The 23,830-nt window shown below is 67.2% G+C and carries 21 protein-coding genes; 6 read left to right on the top strand and 15 right to left on the bottom strand.

Annotation, left to right across the window (positions count from 1 at the left end; all coding sequences use genetic code 11):
• Positions 1 to 36: 36 nt before the first annotated feature.
• Positions 37 to 1,209, bottom strand: coding sequence for a mannose-6-phosphate isomerase, class I (gene manA / locus ACT9TC_RS14095; protein ID WP_458041089.1), 1,173 nt, complete (start codon positions 1,207 to 1,209; stop codon positions 37 to 39).
• A 199-nt stretch (positions 1,210 to 1,408) separates the two neighbouring features.
• Here manA and ACT9TC_RS14090 point away from each other — a divergent pair, with 199 nt between their 5' ends.
• From ACT9TC_RS14090 to ACT9TC_RS14080, 3 genes are read left to right on the top strand one after another with little or no spacing between them, the layout of a single operon-like run.
• Entirely contained in the window at positions 1,409 to 2,812 is a 1,404-nt protein-coding gene (locus tag ACT9TC_RS14090; protein ID WP_458041088.1) for an O-antigen ligase family protein, read from the top strand.
• Positions 2,809 to 4,137, top strand: coding sequence for an O-antigen ligase family protein (locus ACT9TC_RS14085; RefSeq protein WP_458041087.1), 1,329 nt, complete (start codon positions 2,809 to 2,811; stop codon positions 4,135 to 4,137). Before ACT9TC_RS14090 ends, ACT9TC_RS14085 begins: the two co-directional genes overlap by 4 nt.
• A gap of 59 nt (positions 4,138 to 4,196) precedes the next feature.
• The gene (locus ACT9TC_RS14080; RefSeq protein ID WP_458041086.1) at positions 4,197 to 5,195 is read left to right on the top strand and encodes a glycosyltransferase family 2 protein; all 999 of its coding nucleotides are present in this window, start codon (positions 4,197 to 4,199) and stop codon (positions 5,193 to 5,195) included.
• 4 nt (positions 5,196 to 5,199) lie between these two features.
• On the opposite strand, the gene ACT9TC_RS14075 is transcribed toward ACT9TC_RS14080, so the two are convergent.
• The 12 genes from ACT9TC_RS14075 to add all read right to left on the bottom strand — a co-directional run bounded on the left by ACT9TC_RS14075 (position 5,200) and on the right by add (position 18,829).
• Positions 5,200 to 5,946, bottom strand: a complete 747-nt coding sequence (locus tag ACT9TC_RS14075) for an ABC transporter ATP-binding protein (RefSeq protein WP_458041085.1) — start codon at positions 5,944 to 5,946, stop codon at positions 5,200 to 5,202.
• Positions 5,946 to 6,737, bottom strand: a complete 792-nt coding sequence (locus ACT9TC_RS14070; RefSeq protein WP_458041084.1) for an ABC transporter permease — start codon at positions 6,735 to 6,737, stop codon at positions 5,946 to 5,948. Before ACT9TC_RS14070 ends, ACT9TC_RS14075 begins: the two co-directional genes overlap by 1 nt.
• 25 nt (positions 6,738 to 6,762) lie before the next feature.
• Complete coding sequence (locus tag ACT9TC_RS14065) at positions 6,763 to 7,887, bottom strand: acyl-CoA dehydrogenase family protein (RefSeq protein WP_458041083.1); 1,125 nt, start codon at positions 7,885 to 7,887, stop codon at positions 6,763 to 6,765.
• A 27-nt stretch (positions 7,888 to 7,914) separates the two neighbouring features.
• Positions 7,915 to 8,700 carry a GntR family transcriptional regulator gene (locus ACT9TC_RS14060; protein ID WP_458041082.1) on the bottom strand — a complete coding sequence of 262 codons (786 nt, stop codon included), beginning with the start codon at positions 8,698 to 8,700 and terminating at the stop codon, positions 7,915 to 7,917.
• Positions 8,697 to 9,611, bottom strand: a complete 915-nt coding sequence (locus tag ACT9TC_RS14055) for an ABC transporter permease (RefSeq protein WP_458041081.1) — start codon at positions 9,609 to 9,611, stop codon at positions 8,697 to 8,699. Before ACT9TC_RS14055 ends, ACT9TC_RS14060 begins: the two co-directional genes overlap by 4 nt.
• Entirely contained in the window at positions 9,608 to 10,774 is a 1,167-nt protein-coding gene (locus tag ACT9TC_RS14050) for an ABC transporter permease (RefSeq protein WP_458041080.1), read from the bottom strand. The genes ACT9TC_RS14055 and ACT9TC_RS14050 overlap by 4 nt, the downstream gene beginning before the upstream one ends.
• On the bottom strand, positions 10,771 to 12,603 hold the full coding sequence (locus ACT9TC_RS14045; protein ID WP_458041079.1) for an adenine deaminase C-terminal domain-containing protein: 1,833 nt from the start codon (positions 12,601 to 12,603) through the stop codon (positions 10,771 to 10,773). Before ACT9TC_RS14045 ends, ACT9TC_RS14050 begins: the two co-directional genes overlap by 4 nt.
• Entirely contained in the window at positions 12,600 to 14,183 is a 1,584-nt protein-coding gene (locus ACT9TC_RS14040) for an ABC transporter ATP-binding protein (RefSeq protein WP_458041078.1), read from the bottom strand. The genes ACT9TC_RS14045 and ACT9TC_RS14040 overlap by 4 nt, the downstream gene beginning before the upstream one ends.
• 166 nt (positions 14,184 to 14,349) lie before the next feature.
• Positions 14,350 to 15,741, bottom strand: a complete 1,392-nt coding sequence (locus tag ACT9TC_RS14035) for an IS1380 family transposase (protein ID WP_458041077.1) — start codon at positions 15,739 to 15,741, stop codon at positions 14,350 to 14,352.
• Between the two features lie 121 nt (positions 15,742 to 15,862).
• On the bottom strand, positions 15,863 to 16,888 hold the full coding sequence (locus ACT9TC_RS14030) for a BMP family lipoprotein (protein WP_458041076.1): 1,026 nt from the start codon (positions 16,886 to 16,888) through the stop codon (positions 15,863 to 15,865).
• Between the two features lie 103 nt (positions 16,889 to 16,991).
• Entirely contained in the window at positions 16,992 to 17,705 is a 714-nt protein-coding gene (locus ACT9TC_RS14025; RefSeq protein ID WP_458041075.1) for a hypothetical protein, read from the bottom strand.
• Positions 17,705 to 18,829 carry an adenosine deaminase gene (gene add, locus ACT9TC_RS14020; RefSeq protein WP_458041074.1) on the bottom strand — a complete coding sequence of 375 codons (1,125 nt, stop codon included), beginning with the start codon at positions 18,827 to 18,829 and terminating at the stop codon, positions 17,705 to 17,707. The genes ACT9TC_RS14025 and add overlap by 1 nt, the downstream gene beginning before the upstream one ends.
• 222 nt (positions 18,830 to 19,051) lie before the next feature.
• Between add and ACT9TC_RS14015 the strand changes: the two genes are divergently transcribed.
• Positions 19,052 to 19,540 carry a nucleoside deaminase gene (locus tag ACT9TC_RS14015; RefSeq protein ID WP_100814085.1) on the top strand — a complete coding sequence of 163 codons (489 nt, stop codon included), beginning with the start codon at positions 19,052 to 19,054 and terminating at the stop codon, positions 19,538 to 19,540.
• Here the strand turns inward: ACT9TC_RS14015 and ACT9TC_RS14010 are convergent.
• Complete coding sequence (locus tag ACT9TC_RS14010) at positions 19,537 to 20,016, bottom strand: hypothetical protein (protein WP_458041073.1); 480 nt, start codon at positions 20,014 to 20,016, stop codon at positions 19,537 to 19,539. The two genes, ACT9TC_RS14015 and ACT9TC_RS14010, sit on opposite strands and share 4 nt — an antisense overlap.
• A gap of 122 nt (positions 20,017 to 20,138) precedes the next feature.
• Between ACT9TC_RS14010 and pseI the strand changes: the two genes are divergently transcribed.
• On the top strand, positions 20,139 to 21,200 hold the full coding sequence (gene pseI, locus ACT9TC_RS14005) for a pseudaminic acid synthase (protein WP_458041072.1): 1,062 nt from the start codon (positions 20,139 to 20,141) through the stop codon (positions 21,198 to 21,200).
• 2 nt (positions 21,201 to 21,202) lie between these two features.
• Here the strand turns inward: pseI and ACT9TC_RS14000 are convergent, their stop codons facing one another.
• Positions 21,203 to 22,177 carry a GNAT family N-acetyltransferase gene (locus tag ACT9TC_RS14000; RefSeq protein WP_458041071.1) on the bottom strand — a complete coding sequence of 325 codons (975 nt, stop codon included), beginning with the start codon at positions 22,175 to 22,177 and terminating at the stop codon, positions 21,203 to 21,205.
• A 661-nt stretch (positions 22,178 to 22,838) separates the two neighbouring features.
• Between ACT9TC_RS14000 and pseB the strand changes: the two genes are divergently transcribed.
• Positions 22,839 to 23,828, top strand: coding sequence for a UDP-N-acetylglucosamine 4,6-dehydratase (inverting) (pseB, locus tag ACT9TC_RS13995; protein WP_458041070.1), 990 nt, complete (start codon positions 22,839 to 22,841; stop codon positions 23,826 to 23,828).
• The last annotated feature ends 2 nt before the right edge of the window (positions 23,829 to 23,830 follow it).

Genomic DNA, 23,830 nt, shown 5'->3' with positions numbered 1-23,830 from the left:
GCGCCGCATGCTCCTCAGGTTGTCCCAAAGAACTGCTCAGCGGCCGGGCTGAGCGAAAAAGACGTCGCCCGTCCCTCCCACGCGGACCGAACCTTCGTCGGGAGTGATGAGGCAGGCGGCGCCCGGCGTCAGCACGAGTGAGCCTCCACCGCCGTGCAGCATGGGGCGCCCGCGTGTTGCGACGGCGATTGCCGGACCGACGAGCTGAACGGATGTTTCCGGTTCTGTGGCGGCTTCTCGCACCACCCGGGCGAGCGAGAAGTCCGGCACGGGCGGCGCGAAGAGCTCGACACCGGGCGCCTCCAGTTCCGGAGCGAGCAGTGCGACACGGCCGGGATGCGTGTCCAGCACGCGGAGCAGCTCCGGAACATCGACATGTTTGGGCGTCAGCCCGCCGCGCAACACGTTGTCGCTTGCGGCCATGATCTCGACGCCGAGGCCACGGAGGTAGGCGTGCGGCATTCCCGCCGGCACGAACAGCGCATCACCCTCGGCGAGCACGATGCGGTTCATCAGCAGCGCGACGACGACACCCGGATCCCCCGGATACGCCCCTTCTATCCGTTGCAGCGCGGCGAGATCGTCCGCGAACCGCGGGACGCCCCGAGTCTGCGCCGCCGCGATCAACGCGGCTGCTCCCCCGACGTCGCCCGCCAATAGCGCGCCGACGAACGACGCGATCGCGGAGCCCGCGTCGCCGCCGAGGAGGCCGGCGCGCAACCGCGCGATATCCGGATCGTCGACGCCCAGGGCATCCAGGAGTTCGACGAGTTCTTCCGCGGGCCGGAACCCGGCGAGCGCTTCGAAGTCCCCGTCGATGGCGACGATGACCTCGGGCTTGTGGTTGGCGTCCCGATAGTTGCGGTGCGGGGCATCCCGCGGCACGGACAACGCCTCTTCTCTCTCGAAACCGACGCGCGCCTGGTCGAGTGTGGGATGCGCCTGAATCGACAGGGGTGCGTCCGCGGCCAGCAGTTTGAGGAGGAACGGGAGCGGCCCGGCGATGCCCCGCTCTTTTCCTGCGTCCGCGATCCATGCGTCGAGGGTCCGACCCGAGCCGTCTTCGACGATCGCGGGAGCGCCCGGGTGATCGCCGAACCACACCTCCGCTTCTGGCGTCGTGGACGCCGGACGCCCCTGAAGGCGCGCGATGGCGTCGCGAGAGCCCCAGTCATAGCTGCGCGGGACATTTGAGAGGGGCACGAGCATGGAAACAGCCTAAATCGCGCGTGCCTCCGTCGCCGCTTCGGCTCCGCGAGAGGACTTCAGCGCGAGAAGAGGATGCCCCGAGCCCCGGAGTCCTCTCCTCACGCCGAACTCCTCAACCCGCGCGCACGATGCAGACCCGCCCGCACCTACCTCGCGACACCCGGGAAGGGCCACCCGATGCCGGTAACCTGATTGCACCATGGCCGTCCACACGCGACACCCCGTTGGCGCCCCTCCCGCGGCGCCCATCCGCGAATCCACGGGGCACCTGCTGTTGCGCGGCTACACGATCTTCGTCCTCTTCGTCGCGCTCGCGACGACATTCTGGTTCAACCTGCTCGGCGCCGTCGGGCTCGTGATTCTCGTCTGCGCCACGACGCTCGTGAGCGCAATCTTGTGGGCCGTGCTCCGCCCCGTGATCGCGTGGCGTCAGCTGCCATGGCTGCCGCTCGCCTACGTCGCCTGGGCCGCAGCATCCGTGATCTGGTCGACCTGGCGCGACGCGACCGTCCTCACGTGGGTGCTGCTGGCCGCGACCACCGTCCAGGGCCTCTTCATCGCGAGCGTGCTGACCTGGCGCGAACTCGTGCGCGCGATCGCCTCCGCGCTCAAGTGGGTCATGGCCCTGTCGATCCTGTTCGAGCTGTGGGTCTCGCTCATCGTGCAGCATCCGATCCTGCCGAACTTCCTGCTCTGGAGCGGCGACATCGTCACCGAACTGGACTGGTCCCGCAACAACCTCTTCGATGGCGGCCGCATCCAGGGCATCGTCGGCAACGCACACCTGCTCGCGATCGCCGCGCTGCTGGCGATCATCGTCTTCGCGATCCGGATCGCCTCGGGCGCGCCACGCACAGCCCTGTTGTATGGATGGATCGCCCTGTCGGCGTTCCTCCTCTGGCGTTCGAGCTCGGCAAGTGTCTGGCTCGCCGTCGTCGCGGTGGCGGTTGTTCTCGTGACGGCACTCCTCATGCGAACGACCCGCAGACCAGGCGAGCGCACCAAGTTCTACATTGCGTACGCCGCCGTCGGGCTGGGTGGGGCGCTCGCGGCCTGGTTCGGGCGCGATGCGATCCTGGAGCTGCTCGGCCGGGGAGGCGACCTCACAGGCCGCACGGGAATCTGGGAAGCCGTGTGGGCCCGCGTCGTCGAGCATCCGGTCTTGGGGTGGGGCTTCTCCACCCCGTGGCTGCCCTGGGTGCCCGAGATCGACGGATGGATCGTGGTAAACGATCTGACCGTGTTCCACGCTCACAACATGTGGCTCGACGCCCTCTTCCAGGTCGGGGCCATCGGTCTCGGTCTGCTGATCCTGACGTATGTGGCGCTGATCTGGCGTGCCTGGTTCTTCGCGATCGATCGCCCCCGCTGGGATCTGACGGCCGACAGACCCTACCAAGCACTCACTCTGTTGCCGACGCTCGTCATGACCGTCCTGCTAGTCCAGGGCCTGGCGGAATCCCGCCCCCTCTCGGAGTGGGGCTGGCTGTTCGTCGTCATGCTGTCGCACAAGATCGGGCAGTCCCCGCTCGTCGGCGAGGGCCCGGCCGAACGCCGACTCGCGATGGAGCGCGGCGAGCAGGTCGAGCGGACGATGAGGTGACGAACCCCGCGCGCATGCCGCGGCATCCGCTGCTCGATTGGACCTGGGATGCGCTCGATTCCGCGGCCTTCGCACGGGCCTTCACACTCGCCGTCTTCGGCACGGTGGCCCTGTCGTCCGCGATCCACCGGACCGCGGGCGTCGTAACGTACGCCACGATCATCGCGGGACTGTGCGGGGTGGGTATCGCTGTGCTGGTGCGCCGTCGACACGAACTCGCCCTCGTGCGCCTCGTGCCGACGACGCTCGTGTTGTTCCTCGCGTGGCTTCTGGTGACCGCCGTGTGGAGCACAGAACCACCCCGAACGCTCGTCGGCTGGCTCGTGCTCGCGGGACCCGCGTTCCTCGCCATCGTGATCGGACACGTCCGCGACACCCTGCAGACGGTGCGAGCCCTCGGCGACACGCTGCGCGCTCTGCTCGCCCTCTCGCTGGCGCTCGAGATCCTCTCGGGCATCCTCCTCGACCTGCCGATCAGATTCCTGGGGATCCAGGGGAACATCGTCCTCGGGGGTCCGATCCAGGGCATCTTCGGCACACGCAACATGCTCGGCTTCGTCGCGGTGATCGCGCTCATCACGTTCGTCATCGAGTGGCGTACCCGGTCGATCCCCCGCGGTCTCGCGATCTTCTCCCTCGTCCTCGGCGGATTGCTCGCACTGCTTTCCGCATCGCCAACGGTCTTCGTCCTCGCGCTCGCGGTCGCCACCGCGACGGGCGCGCTGGCGCTCGTGCGGCACGCGCCCCCCGAGCAACGACGAAGCCTGCAGATCTCACTGCTGGCGCTCGTCGTCGTGGGCGGTGTGTTCGCGTATTTCTTCCGTCGCGCGATCATCGCGATCCTGAACGCGGGCTCCGACTTCGCCACCAGAGCCGAGCTCTGGGACACAATCCTGAACATCTACGTGCGATACCGCCCGATCCAGGGGTGGGGATGGGTCGGCGGGTGGCCGACGGACGAGTTCCCCTATACGTCGATCAACATCATCACGGATGAGACTCATGCGACCGCCCTGAACGCGTACTTCGACGTGCTCTTGCAGACCGGATGGGTCGGGCTCCTGCTGTTCGTCGGGATGTGCGCCCTCGCCCTCGTCCGCTCATGGCTCGTGGCGAGCAAGCGCCGCTCTGTCCTCTACGCCTGGACTCCTCTCATCTTGATCACCCTGCTCGTCGATTCGATGTTCGAGAGCTTCACGCTGGGTGGATTCGGGTGGCTCCTGCTCGTGGTGTGCGTCGTACGCGCCGGGCTGAGCAGGTCGTGGCGGGAGGGCATCGTGCCCGCGGTGCCGGATCTGCCGCTCCCCGCAAGTGGCGACCGATAGATCCAGGTCCGCAGGCATCGAAAGGGCACAAGCTGCCGTGCCGGTAGGATGAGATCGCCATGCCACAGAGCCCAGATGCGACGGAAGCCTCGTCGACCGAGACCGTGTTCGACCCCGCATCGGCAACCATCGCGATAGTCACCTACAACCGTTCGGCGCTGCTGTCGAAGCTACTCGCCTCGATCGTGCGGATGGACCCCCACCCGGGTCACGTGGTCATCATCGACAACGCGTCCGTCGATGACACCGCCGAGGTCGTCGAATCCTTCCGGGATCAGATCCCGGCGAAGATCGTGTATCGCCGCCTCGAGACGAACACGGGCGGCTCGGGCGGGTTCAGCGAGGGCATGCGGGTCGCCTACGAGCTGGGCTCGACATGGATGTGGCTGATGGACGACGATGTAGAGGTCCTACCCGACGGACTCGCGCGCATGGGCGACTGGGCGCCCCGGTTCAAGAGCATTCAGGGCCGCCGCTACGACTACGACGGCAGCGAGTTCTACTGGCAGTACCGAGTCGCCGAGCCACTGGGCATCCCGATCCCCTTCGCTCCGGCGGGCTTCGACGAATCGGGCTTCAAGCAGATGAACTCCGGATGCTTCGAGGGCATGTTCATCCACCGCGACATCGTCCAGCAGATCGGGCTACCCGACCCCCGTTTCTTCATTTACTGGGACGACCAGATGTACGGGTGGCTTGCCTCACGCAAGACGACATCCGTGATCGTGAACGAGTTCGTGTTGCGACGCACCCGCGAGATCAAGCAGTGGGACATGGGCATCCGCCACATGAATGCCTCGAGCAACGCATATCGGTACTACATCATGCGCAATCGCGGACACATGAAGAACTACTACCGCGCGCTCGGCGTCCATCGACCCATTCTCTTCGGCGTGGGTACCACGCTGACGTTCTTGAAAGAGCTCATCCGCCTGTTCGCCGTCGAGCGCACGGTGCGCGGCACGAGTAACCTCTGGCGCGGACTCCGCGACGGCGGCAAGATCGCGCGGGATGCTTCCTGGCAGCCGATGCCGCCGCTGGAGACTCTGCCGCGCTGACCGACTATGCCTGGGGGCTGTTGTGGTCGGCGTTGTACCGGTCGAGGACCTCATCGATCGGGCCGTCCAGCACGAGCCGGTGCTTGTCGAGGTACAGGCCGCGGGTGCAGAACCGGCGCAGGTCGCGCTCGTTGTGCGAGACGAAGAAGAGCGTCCGTCCCTCGGCCAGCAGCTCGTCGATCCGCTTGTAGCACTTCTCTTTGAACGCCTTGTCGCCCACGGCGAGCACCTCGTCGACGAGCAGGATCGGCTCCTCGAGCTGCGAGACGACCGCGAACGCCAGGCGCACCTTCATGCCGCTCGACAGGTGCTTGTAAGGCGTGTCGACGGAGTCGTGCAGTTCGGCGAAATCGATGATGCCGTCGAACCTGCGCGCGACCTCTGCGCGAGACATCCCGTGCAGTCCCGCCGTCAGGCGGACGTTCTCGCGCACCGTCAGGTCGCCGACGAACCCTCCGGTGATCTCGATCAGCGGAGCGACGCCCCCGTTGACCTGCACGGTACCCTCGTCGGCGAGCAGCACCCGTGCGACGAGCTTCAGAAGCGTGGACTTGCCCTGACCGTTGCGGCCGACGACCCCGATGGACTCACCGGGCTGAACGTCGAACGAGACGTTTCGCAGCGCCCAGAATTCGTTGGGACGGACGCGACGAGATGACCCGGCGAACAGGTCCTTGAAGCTGCGGCGTCCGCGCCGATTGCGCCGGAACCGGATGCCGAGGTCGCGCACCTCGATGGCTGCGCCGCTCATCAGAGCTCCTTCAGGACGGGTCGTTCGAGCTTGCGGAACACCAGGATCCCGAGCCCGAGGAATGCGAGGCACATCACGGCACCGACCACCACACTCAGGGTGTCCCAGACCTCGGGGAAGAACCCGACGCGATACAGCGTGAAGATGCCGGACAGCGGGTTGAACGCCGCTAGCTGCGGAAAGAAGCCGGGCAGATCGCCCACGCTGTAGATGATCGGCGAGGCGTAGAACAGCACGCGCAGGATCAGCTTGGTGGTGCGCTCGAGGTCTGTGTAGAGAACACACAAGGGGGCCACGAGCAGACCGAGGCCGACGAGCAGAGCCGTCTGCAGGATGATCGCCACCGGGAACCAGAGCAGACCCCACCCGACCGGAGCGCCGGCGATGATCGCGAAGCCGACGAGCACGGGCAGCGAGCAGAGAAACTCGACGCCCTTGCTCAGGACGATGCGGTTCACCCAGATCGATCGGGGAATCGCGGTCGACCGGACGAGCCGTGCGTCTTTATTGAACGCGCGTGTGAAGTCGGAGACGGCCGAGTTGAACCACACCCACGGCAGCAGCGCCGTGATCAGGAACACGATGTAGGGCTCGTGTCCGACCGTGCGCTGGAAGATCTGCGTGAAGACGAACCAATAGATCGCGCTCATCACGAGCGGATCGAGGATCGACCACAGGTATCCGAGGGCGCTCGTGGCATAGCGAACGCGCAGGTCGCGGGCCGAGAGCAGCCAGAGGGAGTGCAGGTATCGCCGGGCGGAGCCGGGGCTACCGACGGCGGCGGTGGTCACGCATGCGAGTCTATGCGCGTCCGCGTCAGCCCGCGTCGAGCACCCACCCACCGACGACCTCCGCGCTGAACGGCACCGAATAAGCCATGATCGCGCCAGCCTGGGCGTCGCGGAAGATGCGCTGGATCGGCGATGACACCAGGTATCCGCTCCCTCCCCCGACCTTTACGGCGAGCGCCGCCGCACGCTTGGCGACCTCGTTGGCGAGCATCTTCGTCTCGGTCGCGGTGGGCATGGCCTCGGGCGACCGCGCGTCCGCGAGCCACGTCACCTGCTCGGCCATCAGCCGCGCAGCGCGCGTCTCGGCCCACGCCATCGCCGTTTCGGATCGCACCCAGGATGCCTCGGCGAGGGTCGTCTCAGAACCCGGTGCACGGCGGCCACGAGCGTAGTCCGCCAGCGCATCGAGCGCGGACTCGGCGATCCCGATGGAGAGGAACGCGAAACCGACGGTGATGAGGTTGGCGTAGTCGGCGGGCGGCGGACCGCACAGTCGCGAACGCCGTAGCGGGGTGTCCTGGAACAGGATGCTGCGGCTGCGGGTCGCCCGCATGCCCATCGTCTCGTCGATCGGGGGGAACGAGAGTGTGTCGTCGACGCTGACGCCGAAGAACGCGGGCGCGCCGTCGATGCGGGCGTTGAGGAACATGTGCTGCGCCGCCTCGGAGCCCGAGACGAAGAGTTTGCGGCCGGTGAGAGTCCAGTCCTCCCCCGCGGGGGTCGCGTCCTGCTGGGAGTCGAGGAAGAAGTTGCCACCCGCCGGCTCCGATAGGGCATTCGCGAATCGACGACCCGCCCGCAGCTCACCGGCGAAGAACGCCGCCTGGTCGGGTGCCGACATCGTCACGAGCGCGTGCGCGGCCCCGATGTGCATGAGCCAGACCGCGGCAACCGCAGGGTGCTGCGACGCCAGGACCCGGACGACCTGCCCGAGCGTCGCGTACGACAGGGCCGAGCCCCCGTGCTCGACGGGCAGGAAAGCGGCGTCCAGACCGCTGGCGGCGAGCGCTTCGAGATGTTCGATCGGCAGTCGTGCCGACACGTCGTCCGCGGCGACCGTCTGCGCGAAACCATCGGCGAGCCCGATGACGGTATCGATCCAGCCGCGCTCGGACTCGGGAACGACGACGGGCGACGGGCGGGTGAGCATGGGGACTCCTCGGGTGAGAACGGGCGATTAGAACTGGTACCGGGCGGTACTGAAGACCTGCGGGGGCCGGACGGTCCGCATCATCGAATACGAAACGGTGGCGGGATCATGCAGCTCACGCGCGTGGAAGAGGCGGCGGCCGCTCAGCCCGATCCCGACGATGTCGAGGGTCAGGACGGGGATGCCAGGCGCCCTTTCGAACAACACCGCATCCTCATCGCCGAGGATCTCGGCCGACGGTGTCGCGACCTCCCACGCCACGGCCTCGCCCCACAGCCGGGTCGCGGCCGAATAGATCGAGTCACCCAGTTCTGCCGAGTCGACACCGGGAGGCAGGGGCACGAGGTCGAAGGCGAGCATCGCGACGGCGCCGTCGGCGCGCCACCGTTTGACGACACGCGCAGCGCGGACACCTGCCTCGATCATGAGCAGACCGGCCACGTCGGGCGGCATGACGATTTCGCTCGTCTCGATGACCTCGACCGAGCTCTCGTACCCCAACTGCTGCAACAGCACCTCGTGCTCGAGCTGGTCCTCGAATCGCACGCTCATGCGCATCGCGACCGGGTCGACCTCGGTCGCCGCTCCCTGTCTACGCAGCACGATGCCCTGCTGTTCAAGCGACGCCAGCACGTCCCGCACCTGCTTGCGGCTGCAACCGACCCGCTCCGCGAGCTCGACCTCTCCGGGCAGGTTCGACCCCGCCTCGGCCGCGTCGCGGACGAACTTGAGGACAGCAGCGAGCACGCGGCGGCTCTCCTGCCGGGACGACGAATCGCGGGCAGTCGCGTCGCGGGCAACAGCATCGCTCATGAGATCCGCATCCGGGGGGTCAGGCGACGCAACTGCGCACGCGAGGTGAAGACGAGGACGATGAGCGTGACGACATACGGAAGAGTCTGATACACCTCGCTCGGCACCTGCAGCCCGGTGGACTGCGCGAGCAACGAGAAGCTCTGCAGGAAGGCGAACAGGAGGGCACCGAGAGCGATCCCGACCGGGGACATCCGTCCCATGATCACGACCGCGAGCACGATGTAGCCGCGGCCCGCCGTGATTCCCGGGGCGAACGATCCGATCGTTCCCACCGTGATCACCGCGCCGGCGATACCCGCCAGAGCGCCACCGATGAGCAGGGTATTCGCCCCCACGCGCTGAGCTCGCACGCCCCGCAGCTGGGCAGAAGCCGTGTCGGACCCCACTGCCCGCACCTGCAACCCGAAGCGTGTGAAACGCATCACGGCCCAGGCCACGACAAGCAGAGCAACGGTCGCGTAGACCACGGGGCTCTGGGTGAACAGCACGGGACCGAGAACGGGAATATCGGCCAGGGGCCCGAGAGGCAGCTTCGGGATCGTGGTCACGCTCACGTTCGTCTGCCCGGACGGGACCCAGAGCTGGAACAGATAGGTGCTGAGGCCGAGGCCCAGCATCGTGATCGCGAGTCCGACGACGATCTCGTTGGCGTGCAGCCGGTACACGGCGGTGTTCATCAGGAGAGCGAGCAGGATGCCTGTTGCAGCACCCGCAGCGAGCCCGGCAACGGCACCCGCCATGCTCGCGACGAATACGCCGACGAACGCACCCATGATCATCATTCCCTCGATGCCGAGGTTGATGCGGCCCGCCCGCTCGACGAATCCCTCGCCGATGCCCGCGAGGATCAGCGGCGCGGAAAGCGCGAGAGCGCCGGCCAAGATCGAGACCCAGAGTTCGAGGCTCACCGGATTCCCTCCGATCGTTCGGCCTCGGCGGATGTGCCGGCCTCCGCCTCGATGGCGGCTCCCGTGCCCGGGCCGGGCACGGCGTCGTCATCCGCGGCCGCGGGGGTGCCCGACGGCGCAACCGCGGCCGCCGGTGAACGCTGAACGGCGGCGATGCAGGCGACGCCGAGCAGCAGCACGCCCTTGATGACCTCGGCGATCGAGGACGGAATCGTGCCCGTGGCCGACTGCATCCCGACCGCGCCCGCCGTCAGTGCCGAGAAGAACAGCGCCGCGAGGACGACGCCGGTCGGGACGAGGGCACCGAGCAGTGCGACCGCGAGACCCGAGAAGCCGACGCCCCCCGAGACGGAGCCGAGAAGTCGCTCATTGACCCCGGCGACCTGGATCCATCCCACGACCCCCGCGCCGATCCCGGACAAGACCATGGTCGAGTAGATCGTGCGACGCCGGGTCGCGCCCAGGCGCAGGGCGAGCTTCGGACGGGACGCGAAAACTCCGAGCCGCGTGCTGCCGGGCGTGCGACGCCACCAGATGAAGACGGCGGCCACCACGATCACCAGCAGGATGCCCGCGTGGGCGCGAGTGCCCGGGATGAGCGTCGGGAGCGCCGCGGCCTCGGGGAGTCGCTCACTCTGCGGGGTGGCGGTGTCTTCGGGCGAGGCCAGCCAGGTCCGCAGGGTCAGTCCGAGCACCCCGACTGCGACGTAGTTGAGCAGCAGGGTCGAGAGGATCTCGTTCACCCGCCACCGCACAGCGAGGAGCGCCGGGAGAAGAGCCCAGAGACCTCCGCCGAGGGCGCCCGCGACGGCACCGACGAGCCAGAAGACAGGTGCGGGTGCGCCGTCGCCCAGCACGTCACGCGTCGCGAGGATTGTGCCCGTGGCGAGGATCGCACCGATTGTGACCTGCCCCTCGGCCCCGACCGAGAACACGCCGGCACGCAAAGCGGGAATCAGGGTCAGTGCGATGATCGCGATCGGCACGGCGCCGACGAGCACCTCGCCGACACGGTACGGCGAGCTCGACACGCCCTCGACGAGGCCGCGAAGGCCCACGAGGGGATCCGCGCCCGCGAACACGATGAGCGCCGCCGAGATCAGCACGACCCCGACCAGCACCCCGACCGTGGTGACCCACTGCCGGGTGTCGAACGACCTCACGAGGGGCCCTCCGATCCATGCCCGGCCGAACCCTCTGAGCCGTGCCCGCACGAGTCGATGGGCCCGGGCAGCAAGACGTCGACGAACTCTTGCGTGAAAGCGTCGATGAGGCCGCGCTCCGTCACACCCAGATCGGGCACCACGTAGAGCCCGACGAAGGACAGGATGATGAAGGGGGACGGGATGGGGCATCCGAGTTCCGCCGTCGCAGCGTGCGCGACCCGCAGCGCCTCAGCAGTCTCTTCGAACGGCGCGGCGCTCATCATGCCCCCGACGGGCAGGGCGACGCGAGCCAGCACCTCACCATCGGCGACAGTGACGTAGCCGCCCTGCATGGCGCGCAGTTCTTCGACCGCTTGGAGCATGGATGCGTCGTCCGCACCGACCACGGCGATGTTCATGTTGGGGCAGTTCATCGTGATGGCGATGGCGCCACGGCGCAGGCCGAACCCACGCACGAATCCGAGCCCGACGCTGCCGTCGCGGTGGTGCCGGTCGACGATCGCGATCTTCAGCACGTCCTGCGCCGGGTCGGCTATGACCTGTCCCCCGACCACCGGCAGTTTCGCGTCGAAGGCACGCTTGAAATAGCCCTTGTACATCTCCATGGCACGCACACCCACGGTCGCGGCTTCCGCGGGGGCGGCGAGCTCGAACATGCGGGGGTCGAGCGTCGCGGGCAGCCGTACCGTGTCGAGCACCCAATCGGGCACCGGGTCCTCGTTCGCGAACAGCGCCACTCCCCCGGCCGCGACGATCTCACCCGCGACGATGACGCTCGAGGGACGCACGTCCGCCAGATCGGGCACGATCTGAAGGTCGGCGAGGCGCGACGGGGCGAGCACCCCCAGGACCTGATCGAGCCGGTAGTAGTGCGCAGCATGGGTCGTCGCCATCCGGTACGCCAGCTGCGGGTCAACGCCGAAGCGGATCGCCTGACGAACATGATGGTCGATGTGTCCCTCGGTCATGAGGTCGAGGACGTGCTTGTCGTCGGCGCAGAAACACAGGCTCCGCAGAGCGTGCGCGATAGCCTCCAGATCGGCGAAGATCGGCACCGTGTTGTCGGTGAGCGACGAGCCCATGATCGTGATCATGGCGCCGAGCCGCGTGCGCTCCAGCACCTCGTCGACCGTCGCAGAGTTGTGGTCGTCACCGACACCCGCGGCGAGATAGCCCCACAGCGACTCTTCGGTCTGGGCGGCCGTGTGGCCCGTGATGCGGCGGCCGGAAGCCAGCGCCTCGCGAAAACGGCCGGTCGATGTGTCGCCGTAGTCGAACGGGTTGCCCTCGCCGAGGGTCACCGTGACGTCGCCGTGCAGGCGCCCGCGCACGACCTCTTCGGCGATGACTGCGCCGCCCCGCTCGAGTGTCGTGGATGCCGGCGTCGTCGGCGAAACCTGCTGAAAGATGTGCAGGGGCGTGCCGGTGGTGAGCGCGAAGTCCATCCCCCGCGTGCCCCAGACGTTCGCGGAACCGTTCGGGTCGGTCAACACGGTCGTCGTGCCACGCGCCACGCTCAGACGGGCGAGCTCGCCCGGTGTCAGATTGGTGTACTCGATGTGCAGGTGGGCGTCGATGAATCCGGGCACGACGTGACTTCCGGATGCATCGATTTCGGCGAGGGCGTCGCGGAAATGCCCCCACGGGGTCAGAGTCGCGATGTGGCGTCCCGCGATCACGACGTCGCGCTCGAGCCATTCCTCGGTGCCGGGTGACTGCACGAGCCCCCCGCGGACGATGAGGTCCGCCAACTCACGGCCGGTCGCCACGGCGCGAAGGCGGCCGAGTTCGTCCGCTGTGGGATAGAGGTCGCTCTTGTCGGTCATTGCTTCTCCGTCTGTGAATGTGCGGGACCCGGCTCCGTGAGCCCGGCCATCGCCGCGCCCAGGCGCGATGTCGTGGCCTCCGCCACCGGCAGGTCGGCGACGATGCGTCCGCCGAACATGACCAGCACGCGGTCGGCCAGCGCGAGGATCTCATCGAGGTCGTGCGAGGCAACCAGCACGGCGGCCCCTGCCTCGGATGCTGCGACGAGCCGCTCGCGCACGGCCTGAGCCGCCCGCAGGTCGAGGCCCTGCGTCGGGCCGTAGGAGAGCACAACGCGCGGCGCCTCGCCCTCGCCCCACACAGTGCCGAGCTCGCGCGCCACGAGCAGCTTCTGCTGATTGCCGCCCGAGAGTCCACCCGCGGCGAGCGCGGGCTCCGCCGGGCGAACGTCGAAGGAGCGGAGGATCTCGGCGTGTGTCGTGCGACGCGCCCGCGAGCCCGTCCGCCGACCTGTCGCGCTGGCGTAGACGTCGAGGTTCTCGCGGAGCGTGAGGGTCGGCACGATGGCCTCGTTGCGCTCCTCGGGGATCCAGGCGACGCCGGCGCGCAGCATCCCCCGTGCATCCGTGACCAGCTCGTCGGCGACCCGCACCTCGCCCGCCTGCGGCCTCTCGAATCCGGCGAGGACGTCCATCAGCAGGTTCTGGCCGCTTCCCGCGACTCCCGCGACTCCGACGATCTCACCGGCGCGGACATCGAGAGAGACATTGACCAGCGAGGCATCGCGGCGCGAGGCAGCTGTCAATCCGCGGGCGAAAAGCGTCGTGGGTCCCGGCACGCGTCGGGTGCGAGCAGCGGGTTGCGGCAGGTCCCCGACCATGAGTTCGGCGATGCGCGCGGGTTCGAGGCCCGCCGCAGGTCCGTGATGCACGACCCGCCCATGTGAGAGCACCGTGACCTCGTCGGCGACCTGGCGCACCTCATCGAGGCGGTGCGTGATCAGCAGGATGGCCGTGCCGAGTTCGCATAGTGCGCGCAGGTGGTCGAAGAGACCACCGACCTCCAGGGGGCCGAGGCTTGCGGTGGGCTCGTCGAGAATAAGCGTCGTCGCCCCCTCGGCCAGCGCGACGACGATCTCACCCAGCTGTCGGTGGGCCTGGCTGAGAGCGGAGGTCGGCACATCCAGATCCACCTGAACACCCGCGCGTTCCAGGGTCGCGGCGAGCACCGCGCGTGCACGCGAACGCCGGGCGAGCGGGCTGCGACCCGTCAACAGAAAGTTCTCGACGAGCGTGAGCTCGCCGACGAGGCTGAGCTGCTGCGGCACCATGTCGATGCCGAGCCGCTTGGCGTCGGCACGGTCGTGCGGCGCGTACGAAGAATCCGCGATCGTCATGACGGCGGCATCAGGACGCTCGATACCCGCGAGGATCTTCGCGAGCGTCGACTTGCCCGCGCCGTTCTCTCCGACGAGGGCATGCACTCGGCCGGGATGCACCGCGATGGCGGCGTCATCGAGCGCCCGCACGGCGCCGAAGCTCTTCGAGACGGACCGCGCCACGAGGGCGCGGCCCGAGGTGCTCGCTGAGTCGGACCGCGTCCGGTGGACGCGGTCCGACTCGGTGGAGGGATTACTCATTAGCCTCGACCTTTCATGGTCGTTGTGAGCGGGGTCGAATGAGCGTGGGTGCGCTCGCTTGAACCTGATTCTGTCGCCTGGGTACGACAATGAGTCGCGTGTCGCTGCGTGGGCGGGGTTCCGGTCCGGGGCGGTGCTGTCGTGGGTGGACTGAAGGCTGCCGGCGTCAGCCGGGCGCCCGCGCGTGAGCGCGCAGCCCGGTGATCGCCGCGAGGGCCGTGGCGACCCAGGTTGCCCGGTCGGAGAGGTGCAGGGTCGTGCGCCGGCCGTGCCGCGCGATCGCTGCCGGGATGGAGAACAGCCGCAGCCGTAACCGTTTCGGTTCCCACCGGCGGGCGGCATCGGTGGGGTGCGCGAGCATTCCCATCCAGGCCATCAGTTCGGACGCGAGGGCCACGAGGTGGCACCAAATGCGGTTCTGATCGAACGCTTTCAGGGGCAGGTTGCGCAGTCCGGTGTCTTTCGCGATACGGATGCGGTCCTCGCAGCGCGCCCGCCGACGGTGCCGCAGCTCGAGGGCGGCGAGTTGCCCGCGGGCCGTGTTCGTGGCGAACGCGGTCAGGCGGTAACCGTCGACGTCATCGAACCGCAGTTGCGCGCCGGGGTGTGGTCGTTCGCGGCGCACGATGACACGCATCCCTGGCGGCCATTTCGTGAGGTCGAGGATCCCGGTGAACTCGGCGACATCCGCACCCGGGCGGCCTTCTTCGGCCGCGTTGTAGGCCGGTGCCCACACCTTCTCGGGGATCTTCCGATACAGCTCCGGGGTGAACTGAGGGAGCGTGAACCCCACCGAATACGCCAACCGGCGCCCGCTGAGCCACTTCACGAACTCGTGCGTTCCACCGGCACCGTCGGCGCGGATCAGCACGCTCTTCCCCGGCCGGGCCGAACCTCCGGGCAACTGCGCGAGCGCTTGTTTCACGACGTCGATGTGGTCCGCGGCGGTGTTCGAGCCGGCGTTGCCCGGGCGGAGCTTGATCGCGAGCGCCTCACCCGCCCCGGGTTTCCCGTGGTCGAGAAACGCGCACAACGGATGAAAGCCGAAGCCGCGCTTGTATGTCGGTGCGGCGTGTTCTTTCTCGGAGTGCGCGGTGATCAACGTCGCATCCAGATCGATGATCAGCGGGTCCTTCACCGTCGCGGCGTGACCGGGCGCGTGCTCACCGGCCAGCGACCACGCCCGCTCCCGAGCAGTGGCTCTCGCGGTGTTGATCGCAGCGATCGCGCGGTCCGGGTCAGCAGCGAGGGCCGCGATCGTGCGGGACACCGTCGGGTCTGATGCGACCGGCCCGAACACCCCTGGCTCGCCGCGGAGCACCCCGATGTCAGCGAGAGCGTCACCACCCAACGTGAGCGCGATCGCAAGATCCACGACAACTTTCCCGGGATCATGGATCGCAAACGGCTTCCGCCACGGCCCGAGAGCCTCGGACAGCGCCCGGTCAAGACCAGTGGCGCGTGCGGTTTCGGTCAGCAGCACACCGCCCGCTTGACCGATCGCGGACACCCTCGCGGTGTCAACATTCACGCGGGGATACGCTCCGGTATTCTTCACCCTGAAGGTGCTCCTTCTTGCGGATCAATACGACTCTCGACAAGCCTTATTCTCCCAGGTCAGGAGCACTTTCCCTATCCAACACGCACGGTCGCCGGACCACAAGCGTGAAAGCCCGAGGTTAGGAGATGGTGATGCTTCCGTCGATCAGACCGGCGATGACGTCCTCGACCTTCGATGCAACATCGGCGGGGACGGCGCCATCCACATCGTTGATGGGATCGTAGACGATGCCACCGTTCTCGAGCGTGGATGTCACACCCTTGCCGCCGAAGTCGCCCGCAGCCACCTCTTCGACCCAGGCCTTGACGATCGGATACATGTCGAGGTCCACCGTCGAGACGTTGGTCGCGAGCGCATCCGCACCGGCCGCGGACGAGACGCCCACGGTCAACACGCCGGCCTCGGACGCTGCAGCTCCCACTCCCGCGGCGATTCCATCGCCGGTCGTGTAGACGAGTCGTGCACCCTGACCGATCAGACCGGTGGTCGCGGATGCCGCAGCCTCGGCGTCATCGAAGCTTCCCGCGTAGACGACGGGCAGCAGCTCGGCTGCCGGGTTCGCGGCCGCGACGCCCTGCTGGAAGAACGCGTCGGTCGCTACAACGAAGTCGAGCTCGAGGCTCTCCACACGGCCGATCGGGGTCGCCCCGGTCGCGCCGGCGATGTAGCCCGAGAGGTATCCGACCTGCGGGGTGTCGTAGGTCCAGGTTTCGACGTTGTCTGTGTACTTCTCGAGGATGTCGGGGCCGCCGGATGCCGTGAATGCCAGGTCCGGGAAGTCCTCCGCCACGGAGAAGATCGCGTCACCGAGTTCGATGCCGTGTCCGATGATCAAATCGAACCCCTGGCTGGCGAAGTCGGCCACCACGGGCTCGCTCGTCGCCGGGTCGGCCATCTGCTCGCGCAATTCGTATTCGATCAAGCCCTCGTCCTCCAACTGAGCGAGCGCGTCCGCGAGGGCCTGGTTGAATGCGCCGTCGTTTGCGTTGCCGGGGGTGAGCGCACCGACGCGGATGACGTCGGAGCCGGCATCACCGGAGGCGCTGGAGGATTCTTCGGCCGAGCCGGAGCATCCGGCCAGAAGGAGAGCTGATCCGGCGACCAGGGCGGCGGCCGAGAGCAGGGTGCGGCGTTTGGTGCTCATGGGTGGGTCCTTTCGGGGTGAGTGAGTGCTGGGTTGCGGGTGAGGGGCGGGCGGAGCGGAACAGGCGGGGTCGAGGTCGGGGTCCGAGGCGGGGACGGGGTCGTCACGGGAACACCTCGCCGAGCACCTCGGCGAAGAGCGCGTCGTCGCGCTCGCCCGTCTCGGCGAAACCCGCGGCCAGGGTCGGTCCGACGAACGCGGCGCTCGCGGCGGACCAATGACCGAGCAGCGCTCCGGTCGCAACGGAGAAGCAGGGATCGAGCCCCGCGATCGATGGCGCGGAGTCGGGGTGCACGGCGTCGTCGTCCACGCACACCACCGGGGTCCCGTGCAACGCCCGAGCCGTGCCTGTCTCGGGCAGGCGCCCCGTGCGCTCGAGACCGATCAGTGCCGCCGTGGTCAGGAAGCCGCGGAGCGCAGGATCATCGACGCAGGCTGCCGCATCCTTCGTGCACCCCGCTACCCAGGTGATCGTGCCGTCCGCCGCCACCCGCACAGCACCCCGCTGCGTTCCGAGCGCCGTGTCACCCTGCGCGATGACCTCGATCCGGAGCGCGAACAGGTCGTCGTCACGCGAGAAGGTGATGCGCTCGGTGTAGAGAGGTTCGGACTTGCCGCCCACGACCGAGTACGAATCGGGCCATTCGGCGACGATCGACGCCAGGCCGACCTCACGGGCGACGGCAGCACCCACGGGTTCCACGTCGACGTTGCCGCTGGCGTTCGCGATGCCAGCGCCCGCTGCACTCGCGCCCACGACGAGGAGGGCGAGGGCGGCTGCCGCCACCGTCGCCTTCCTCGCGCGGGCACGACGCATCAGTACACCGCCTCCGGTGCGACGCGGGCGAGCTCGGCACGCAGCGTCCGCTTCGTGTCGTCGTTCGCGAAGCTCGCGTTGATCGAGCGTCCGGCAAAGCCCGCCAGGTCGGTCAGGTCGAACCCGAACTGTTCGGCGGCGACGGCCCAGTCGGCCTCGAGCGTCGTGCCGAGCGGTGCCGGGTCATCCGTGTTCAGGGTTACCAGCACGCCCGCCTCGAGCAGTCGAGGAAGCGGATGCTCGGACCACGACGGCGCGATACCGAGAGCGACATTGGAGCGGGGGCACACCCCAAGGCTGATGCTGTCGACGACGAGTCGCTCGACCAACGCCGGGTCTTCGATCGAGCGCACCCCGTGATCGATGCGTTCCGCGTGCAGCAGGTCGAGCGCGTCCCAGACGCCCTCGGGACCGCTGGACTCCCCCGCGTGGACCGTGCGACGCAGACCGCCGGACCCGGCAAGCGCGAAAGCATCTCGGAACTTCTCGCCCGTACGTCCCGACGCTTTCTCGTCACCGTCGACCGACAACGCAACGACGCGCTTCGGCCTGCGGGCGACGAGATCGCGAACCAGATCCTCGGCCTCGGCGGCACCCTGACCGCGCAGGAGCGAGTACGCGACTCCGACCTCGCAGAGACCGTCGGTCTCGGCCTCGTCGAAGCCCGCGCCGAGCGCGTCGAGCAGGTCGAGTTCGCGCCCGCGCCAGGTGCTCCAGTGGGTCGGGTTGACGATCACGTCGCTGTATCGGATGCCGGAGGCACTCTGCCGCGCGGCGAATGCGTAGGCCACCCGCGCGGCCTGCGCGGGCGTCTGCACGAGACCGCACTGCCAGTCGAGGAAGCGCAGGAATCCGCTCAGACCACCCGCGCCGGCTCCGGCTTCGGCTCCCCCGGTCGTGACGTCGGGGACTTCGAACGCATGATGCGTTGCGACATCGAATAGCGTCGCGGCGGGCCCGGGCAGCGAGGCGCCGTTCTCTTTAGCGAGGGTGAGCAGATCGATCAGCGCGAACGTGCCCTCGAGATGGATGTGCACCTCGGCCTTGGGCAGCGACCGGATCTGCTCTTCGTCCACGCGAGCGCGCACCGCGGTCGACGCGGATCCGGGCGTTGAGGTGGACATCGGTTCCTCGGGTCGGGGGGTATGAGAAGCGGCGGCGGGGTGGGTCACCCCAGAACGGTAACCGGGCGAGACAGCTTGTTCACAAGTTAAGAGAAAGACGTTCGAAGGTCGTAACACCGTCGTAACCGGCGGTCACGATTCTGCGTTTTCGCGGCATACGATGAAAACCTGCGCGTCAGACACCGACACGCAACGTCACACTTGTTCACAACTAGGAGTTTCATGCCCGCATCTCTGAGCGATGAGGATCTCGGCCACTTGCGCGAGAGCATCCGCGTCGCCGAGCAGTCGCGCGCCGAAGGGTCGCATCCGTTCGGGTCCTTGGTCGTCGACGTCCGCGGCCGAATCGTGTCGTCCTACGGCAACAACTCTTTGCCGCCCCACGGAGACCCCACGCAGCACGCAGAGATGCGTGCGGTCGCCGCTGCCGCGCGACTTCTCGGCCCGGACGGGATGCGCGGATCGACCCTCTTCACAAGCGCCGAACCGTGCGCGATGTGCGCGGGCGCTGCCTACTGGACAGGCATCGACCGCGTCGTTTATGCGCTCTCTGAGAGGCGTCTGCTTTCACTCACGGGTGCGCACGAGGAGAACCCGACACTCGACCTCCCGTGCCGCGAGGTATTCGCCCGGGGTCAGCGCACCGTTCAGGTCGTGGGGCCCATGCTCGAGGACGAGGCGGCCCAGGCGCACACGGGCTTCTGGGTCTAGAAGGCCGCGCGTATCTGTTCGAGCTTTCCGCGGTCGGTCGGCGCGACGGCGTACAGCCCCTGCTTCACGAAGTCATCCGCCGTTATGCCGAAGGGCGCAACGGAATCAAGGTATGTCAGGTATTCGTCTTCCGAAGCGAACTCGTAGATTCTGACCTCACTGCCGTCGAGGGTGCCCACGCCCCATTGCGAGATGTAGTCCGCGGTACCCCGCAGAGTGAAGTTGGCGAGTCCCAATCGATCCGCGATGTTCACCAACTCGTGCTGCGCGGGCGAGGTGGGTGAGGGAATGGGCTCGACGGTAGGTGTGGGGGGGCCCGAGGCGTACGGTTCGTGTGATGCCGTGGGTTGCGCCGAAGGCGACACGGTCTGCTGAGCAGTCGCGCTCGCGCCTGCCTGCGGCTCCGCCGCGCAGCCCACGACCACGATGCTCATCGCGAGGACGGCGGCGACGGAAGAAGAACGGTATGCAGGCACGCATGGAGCCTAACTCCGGTCTTCGACATGAGCGGCGAGCCACACGAGGCGCGGCCGAAAGACCATGAGCCCGACGAAAGTCGACGGGGCGCCGGTGCGAGGACCGCGGATAAGCTCGTGTGATGAGCGCGTCCGATGCTATTTCTCTCTCGAGCCGGGAGATCGGCGCGGCAGCACCCGTCTTCACCATCGCAGAGATGTCCGGAAACCATAACGGCGATCTTGACCGCGCGCTCGCGATCGTCGATGCGGTCGCGGAGTCTGGCGCGAGCGCCCTGAAGATCCAGACGTACACCGCGGACACCCTCACGATCGATTCCGATGCGCCGGCGTTCCGAGTCGCAGGCGAACACGGGCTGTGGGGCGGCCGGACTCTTTACTCGCTGTACCAGGAGGCCCACACGCCCTGGGAATGGCACTCCGCCATCTTCGAGCGGGCGCGTTCACACGGCTTGATAGCTTTTTCGACTCCTTTCGATCCCAGTGCGGTCGAGTTTCTCGAGGAGCACGGAGTCGAGCTGTACAAGACCGCGTCGGCGGAGATCGTCGATCTGCCACTCCTCCGCGAGGTCGCTCGCACGGGCAAGCCAATGATCGTGTCCACGGGGATGGCGACACTCGCCGAGATCGACGCCGCGGTCGACACGATCCGAACCTCCGGAAACCCTCCCCTCGTCCTCCTCGCATGCACGGCGGCGTACCCGGCTCGCCCCGAGGAAGCGCGCCTCGGGAACATAGGCGTTCTCCGGGAGGCCTTTGATCTACCCGTCGGGCTCTCCGATCACACACTCGGCATAGGCGTCGCTGTCGCGGCGGCTGCGCTCGGAGCAGTCGTGATCGAGAAGCACGTTGCGTTGTCGAGATCTCAGGGCGGGGTCGACGCGGACTTTTCGTTGACCCCGGCTGAATTCGGTGACTTGGTCGCTGCGACGGACCAAGCACGTCGTGGAGTTCTGAGCGGCACTGCCTTCGGGCCGACCGAGGAGGAACGGGCCGTACGTGCCCTACGCCGATCGCTCTTCGTTGTCCAAGATGTGCGGGCGGGCGACATGGTCAGTGTGAGCAACGTCCGTTCCATCCGTCCCGCCGGCGGACTTGATGCGGAGCAGTTCGGGCAGGTAGCAGGTCGGGTCTTCCGAACGGATGTAGCGCGCGGGACTCCGTTGTCCTGGGACCACGTATGACGCTACAGGAGCCATTTGACCCGTTTTTCGAACCCGTCTGACCCCGCTGGCAGCAGCGGCAGATAACCGGCCCTACTGAACAGTCGCAGGGATGCGACGTTCGAAGCGTTGATCGCCGCAGTGAGTCGCGCGGGGCGCGTTGCCGCGAATGCTCTCTCGCCCGCTGCAAGCACAGCGCGCCCCCACCCTTTGCCACGCGCGGCCGGTGCGATCGTCATGGATATCTCCCAATCGGTCCCACCGCGGTGATCCCACCGGACCGTTCCGATCTTTTCGTCACCGACCTCGACGACGTAGAGCTGCACGTCCTCCGCTGCCATCGCATTGCTGAACCAGAGGACATGATCTGTCCAGTTCAGGACGCCTGTCGTACGCGAGCTCGCCCGTGTGACGGGATCGTTCCGCCACTCAAACAGCACAGTCGCGTCGCCCGGACCAGCACGACGAGCCTGTGCATCCAGCTCCGCCCGCGCAGCCCGGCTCGGTGCGGAAATCTGTTCCCACGCGGACACGATTCGCCACGCCCCCAGTCCATCAACCACGGAACGAAGGTGGACGCTCTGCGCTTCGCGCTGAGCGTTCAGCGCCGCCGGACTGATACCTGCAACATTTTTCACAAGGTCGGCGTGCGGGGGCTCACCGAGGGCGATCGCGAGTCGAGATTGAACGGCTGCGCGATAGCCGGATCGCTGATTCTCCACGGCGCACACGAGGGCCATTGGCACACCCATGCAGGCGAAATCCCATACCGAGGTGCCGGCTGCACTAATCACAAGATCCTGATCAGCAGCCACGCCGGGAAGATCGGACAGGAACGGCTCGACGACCACCCGGTGTTGGCTCCCGAGAGCCGATCGCTCGATGTCGCCCTTCTGCGGCCCATTCGCGACGACGACTACGTCCAGGGGCTCTTCGATCCCATTCAGGCCGCGCACCACGGTACCGGTAAGTTGCTCCGGATCGGTCCCGCCGATCACAACGAGCACACGGAATCGATCATGAACCTCCGGGGCTGCTCCGCGATGTTCCCGCACCTGCGCTCGAACGACGGCAGCGTCCGCGCCGATGAGTCGATAGGTACTCAGATCTGGTCGCTCGAACCGCCTTTCTGCCCCGAGATTCGGGTCGATGGCTAGATCAGCGCGCCGGATGCCGAAACGGCCGTCCTGCATGTTGCTGATGACTGCATCAGCTCCAAGCAGGGCCTGTGGGACATCCCCGTACGAGTCGATGTGGACAACGTCCGGCGAGCCGCCTCGTTGAATGTGGTTTATCCATTCGTGCGACTGCCCCGGTGGAAAAGTCGCGATGTCTATATCGGGGTCGATGGCTCGGCCGCGAGCCGCAGCTTCATCGCTGATCTCGCCGCCGATGACTGCTCGCCATCCCCTACTCGATGCCTCCTGCGCGAGCGCGATACACCGGAGAAGATGACCCATCCCGTACGCGCCGCCAGCATTGCAGTAGAGGAAGACGTGTCGCTGATTCACCTGCAGTCCTCCCACAGAAACCCTCGAGAGAGCACGTTGCGCCGCCTGAGAGTGCACGGCATCCTCCGCCTAGACTATTGGTGGGATCGTTCTTCTTGCTGGTGGAGGGCCGCCCCGCACGCAGGCCGGCCAGATTCAAGGGGTTCCTTTGTCCATTCTCGCGGGATCGAACATCCTGATCACCGGAGGCACCGGATCCTTCGGCAAAGCGTTTATCCGCTATGCGCTGGACAACCTCGACCCCAGACGGCTCGTCATCTACTCGCGAGACGAGTTGAAGCAGTACGAAGTCCGTCAACAATTCTCCGATGACCCCCGGCTCCGCTGGTTCATCGGAGACATCCGCGACGAGCGGCGTCTTGTCCGAGCTCTCCGCGATGTCGATTATGTTGTCCACGCGGCTGCGCTGAAACAGGTCGACACGGCTGAATACAACCCCTTCGAGTTCGTGAAAACCAACATTCTCGGAAGCCAGAACGTGATCGAGGCCTCGATCGACGCGGGCGTCAAGAAGGTCGTCGCGTTGTCGACAGATAAAGCCTCCAGCCCCATCAATCTTTACGGCGCGACCAAGCTCACCGCGGACAAGCTCTTCGTCACCGGCAACCACTATGCGGCGTCATATGTCACGCGTTTCGCAGTCGTCAGATACGGCAACGTCATGGGTTCCCGCGGGTCGGTGATCCCCTATTTCCGCAAGCTCGGGGAAGAGGGCAGCCCTCTGCCGATCACGGATATGCGATGCACCCGATTCTTCATCACGCTTCCTCAGGCTGTGGAGATGGTCGTCGACACTTTCGACCTCATGCAAGGTGGCGAGCTGCTGGTACCCCGGATCCCCTCGATGCGTGTGGTGGACCTCGCGCACGCCATCGTTCCTGATGCGGAGCTCGTGGATGTGGGGCTCCGTCCGGGCGAGAAGCTCCACGAGGAGATGATCAGTCCGGAGGAGGGTCGCCGGACGGTCTCCATCCGAGACGGTCGATATTTCGTGATCCAACCCGATCTTGCATCCTGGGGGTACACCGCACCCGATGGCGCCATACCGGTGCCGCCGGGATTCGCCTATCGCTCAGACAGCAACGAACAGTGGTACAGCCAACGCGAAATCGCCGACATCATCGAGACGGGCGTGTAGCG

The sequence above is a fragment of the Microbacterium sp. HM-570 genome, from assembly GCF_054165885.1.
Note: the sequence above shows the minus strand (reverse complement) of the source record. Positions and strands in the feature narration are given on the sequence as shown.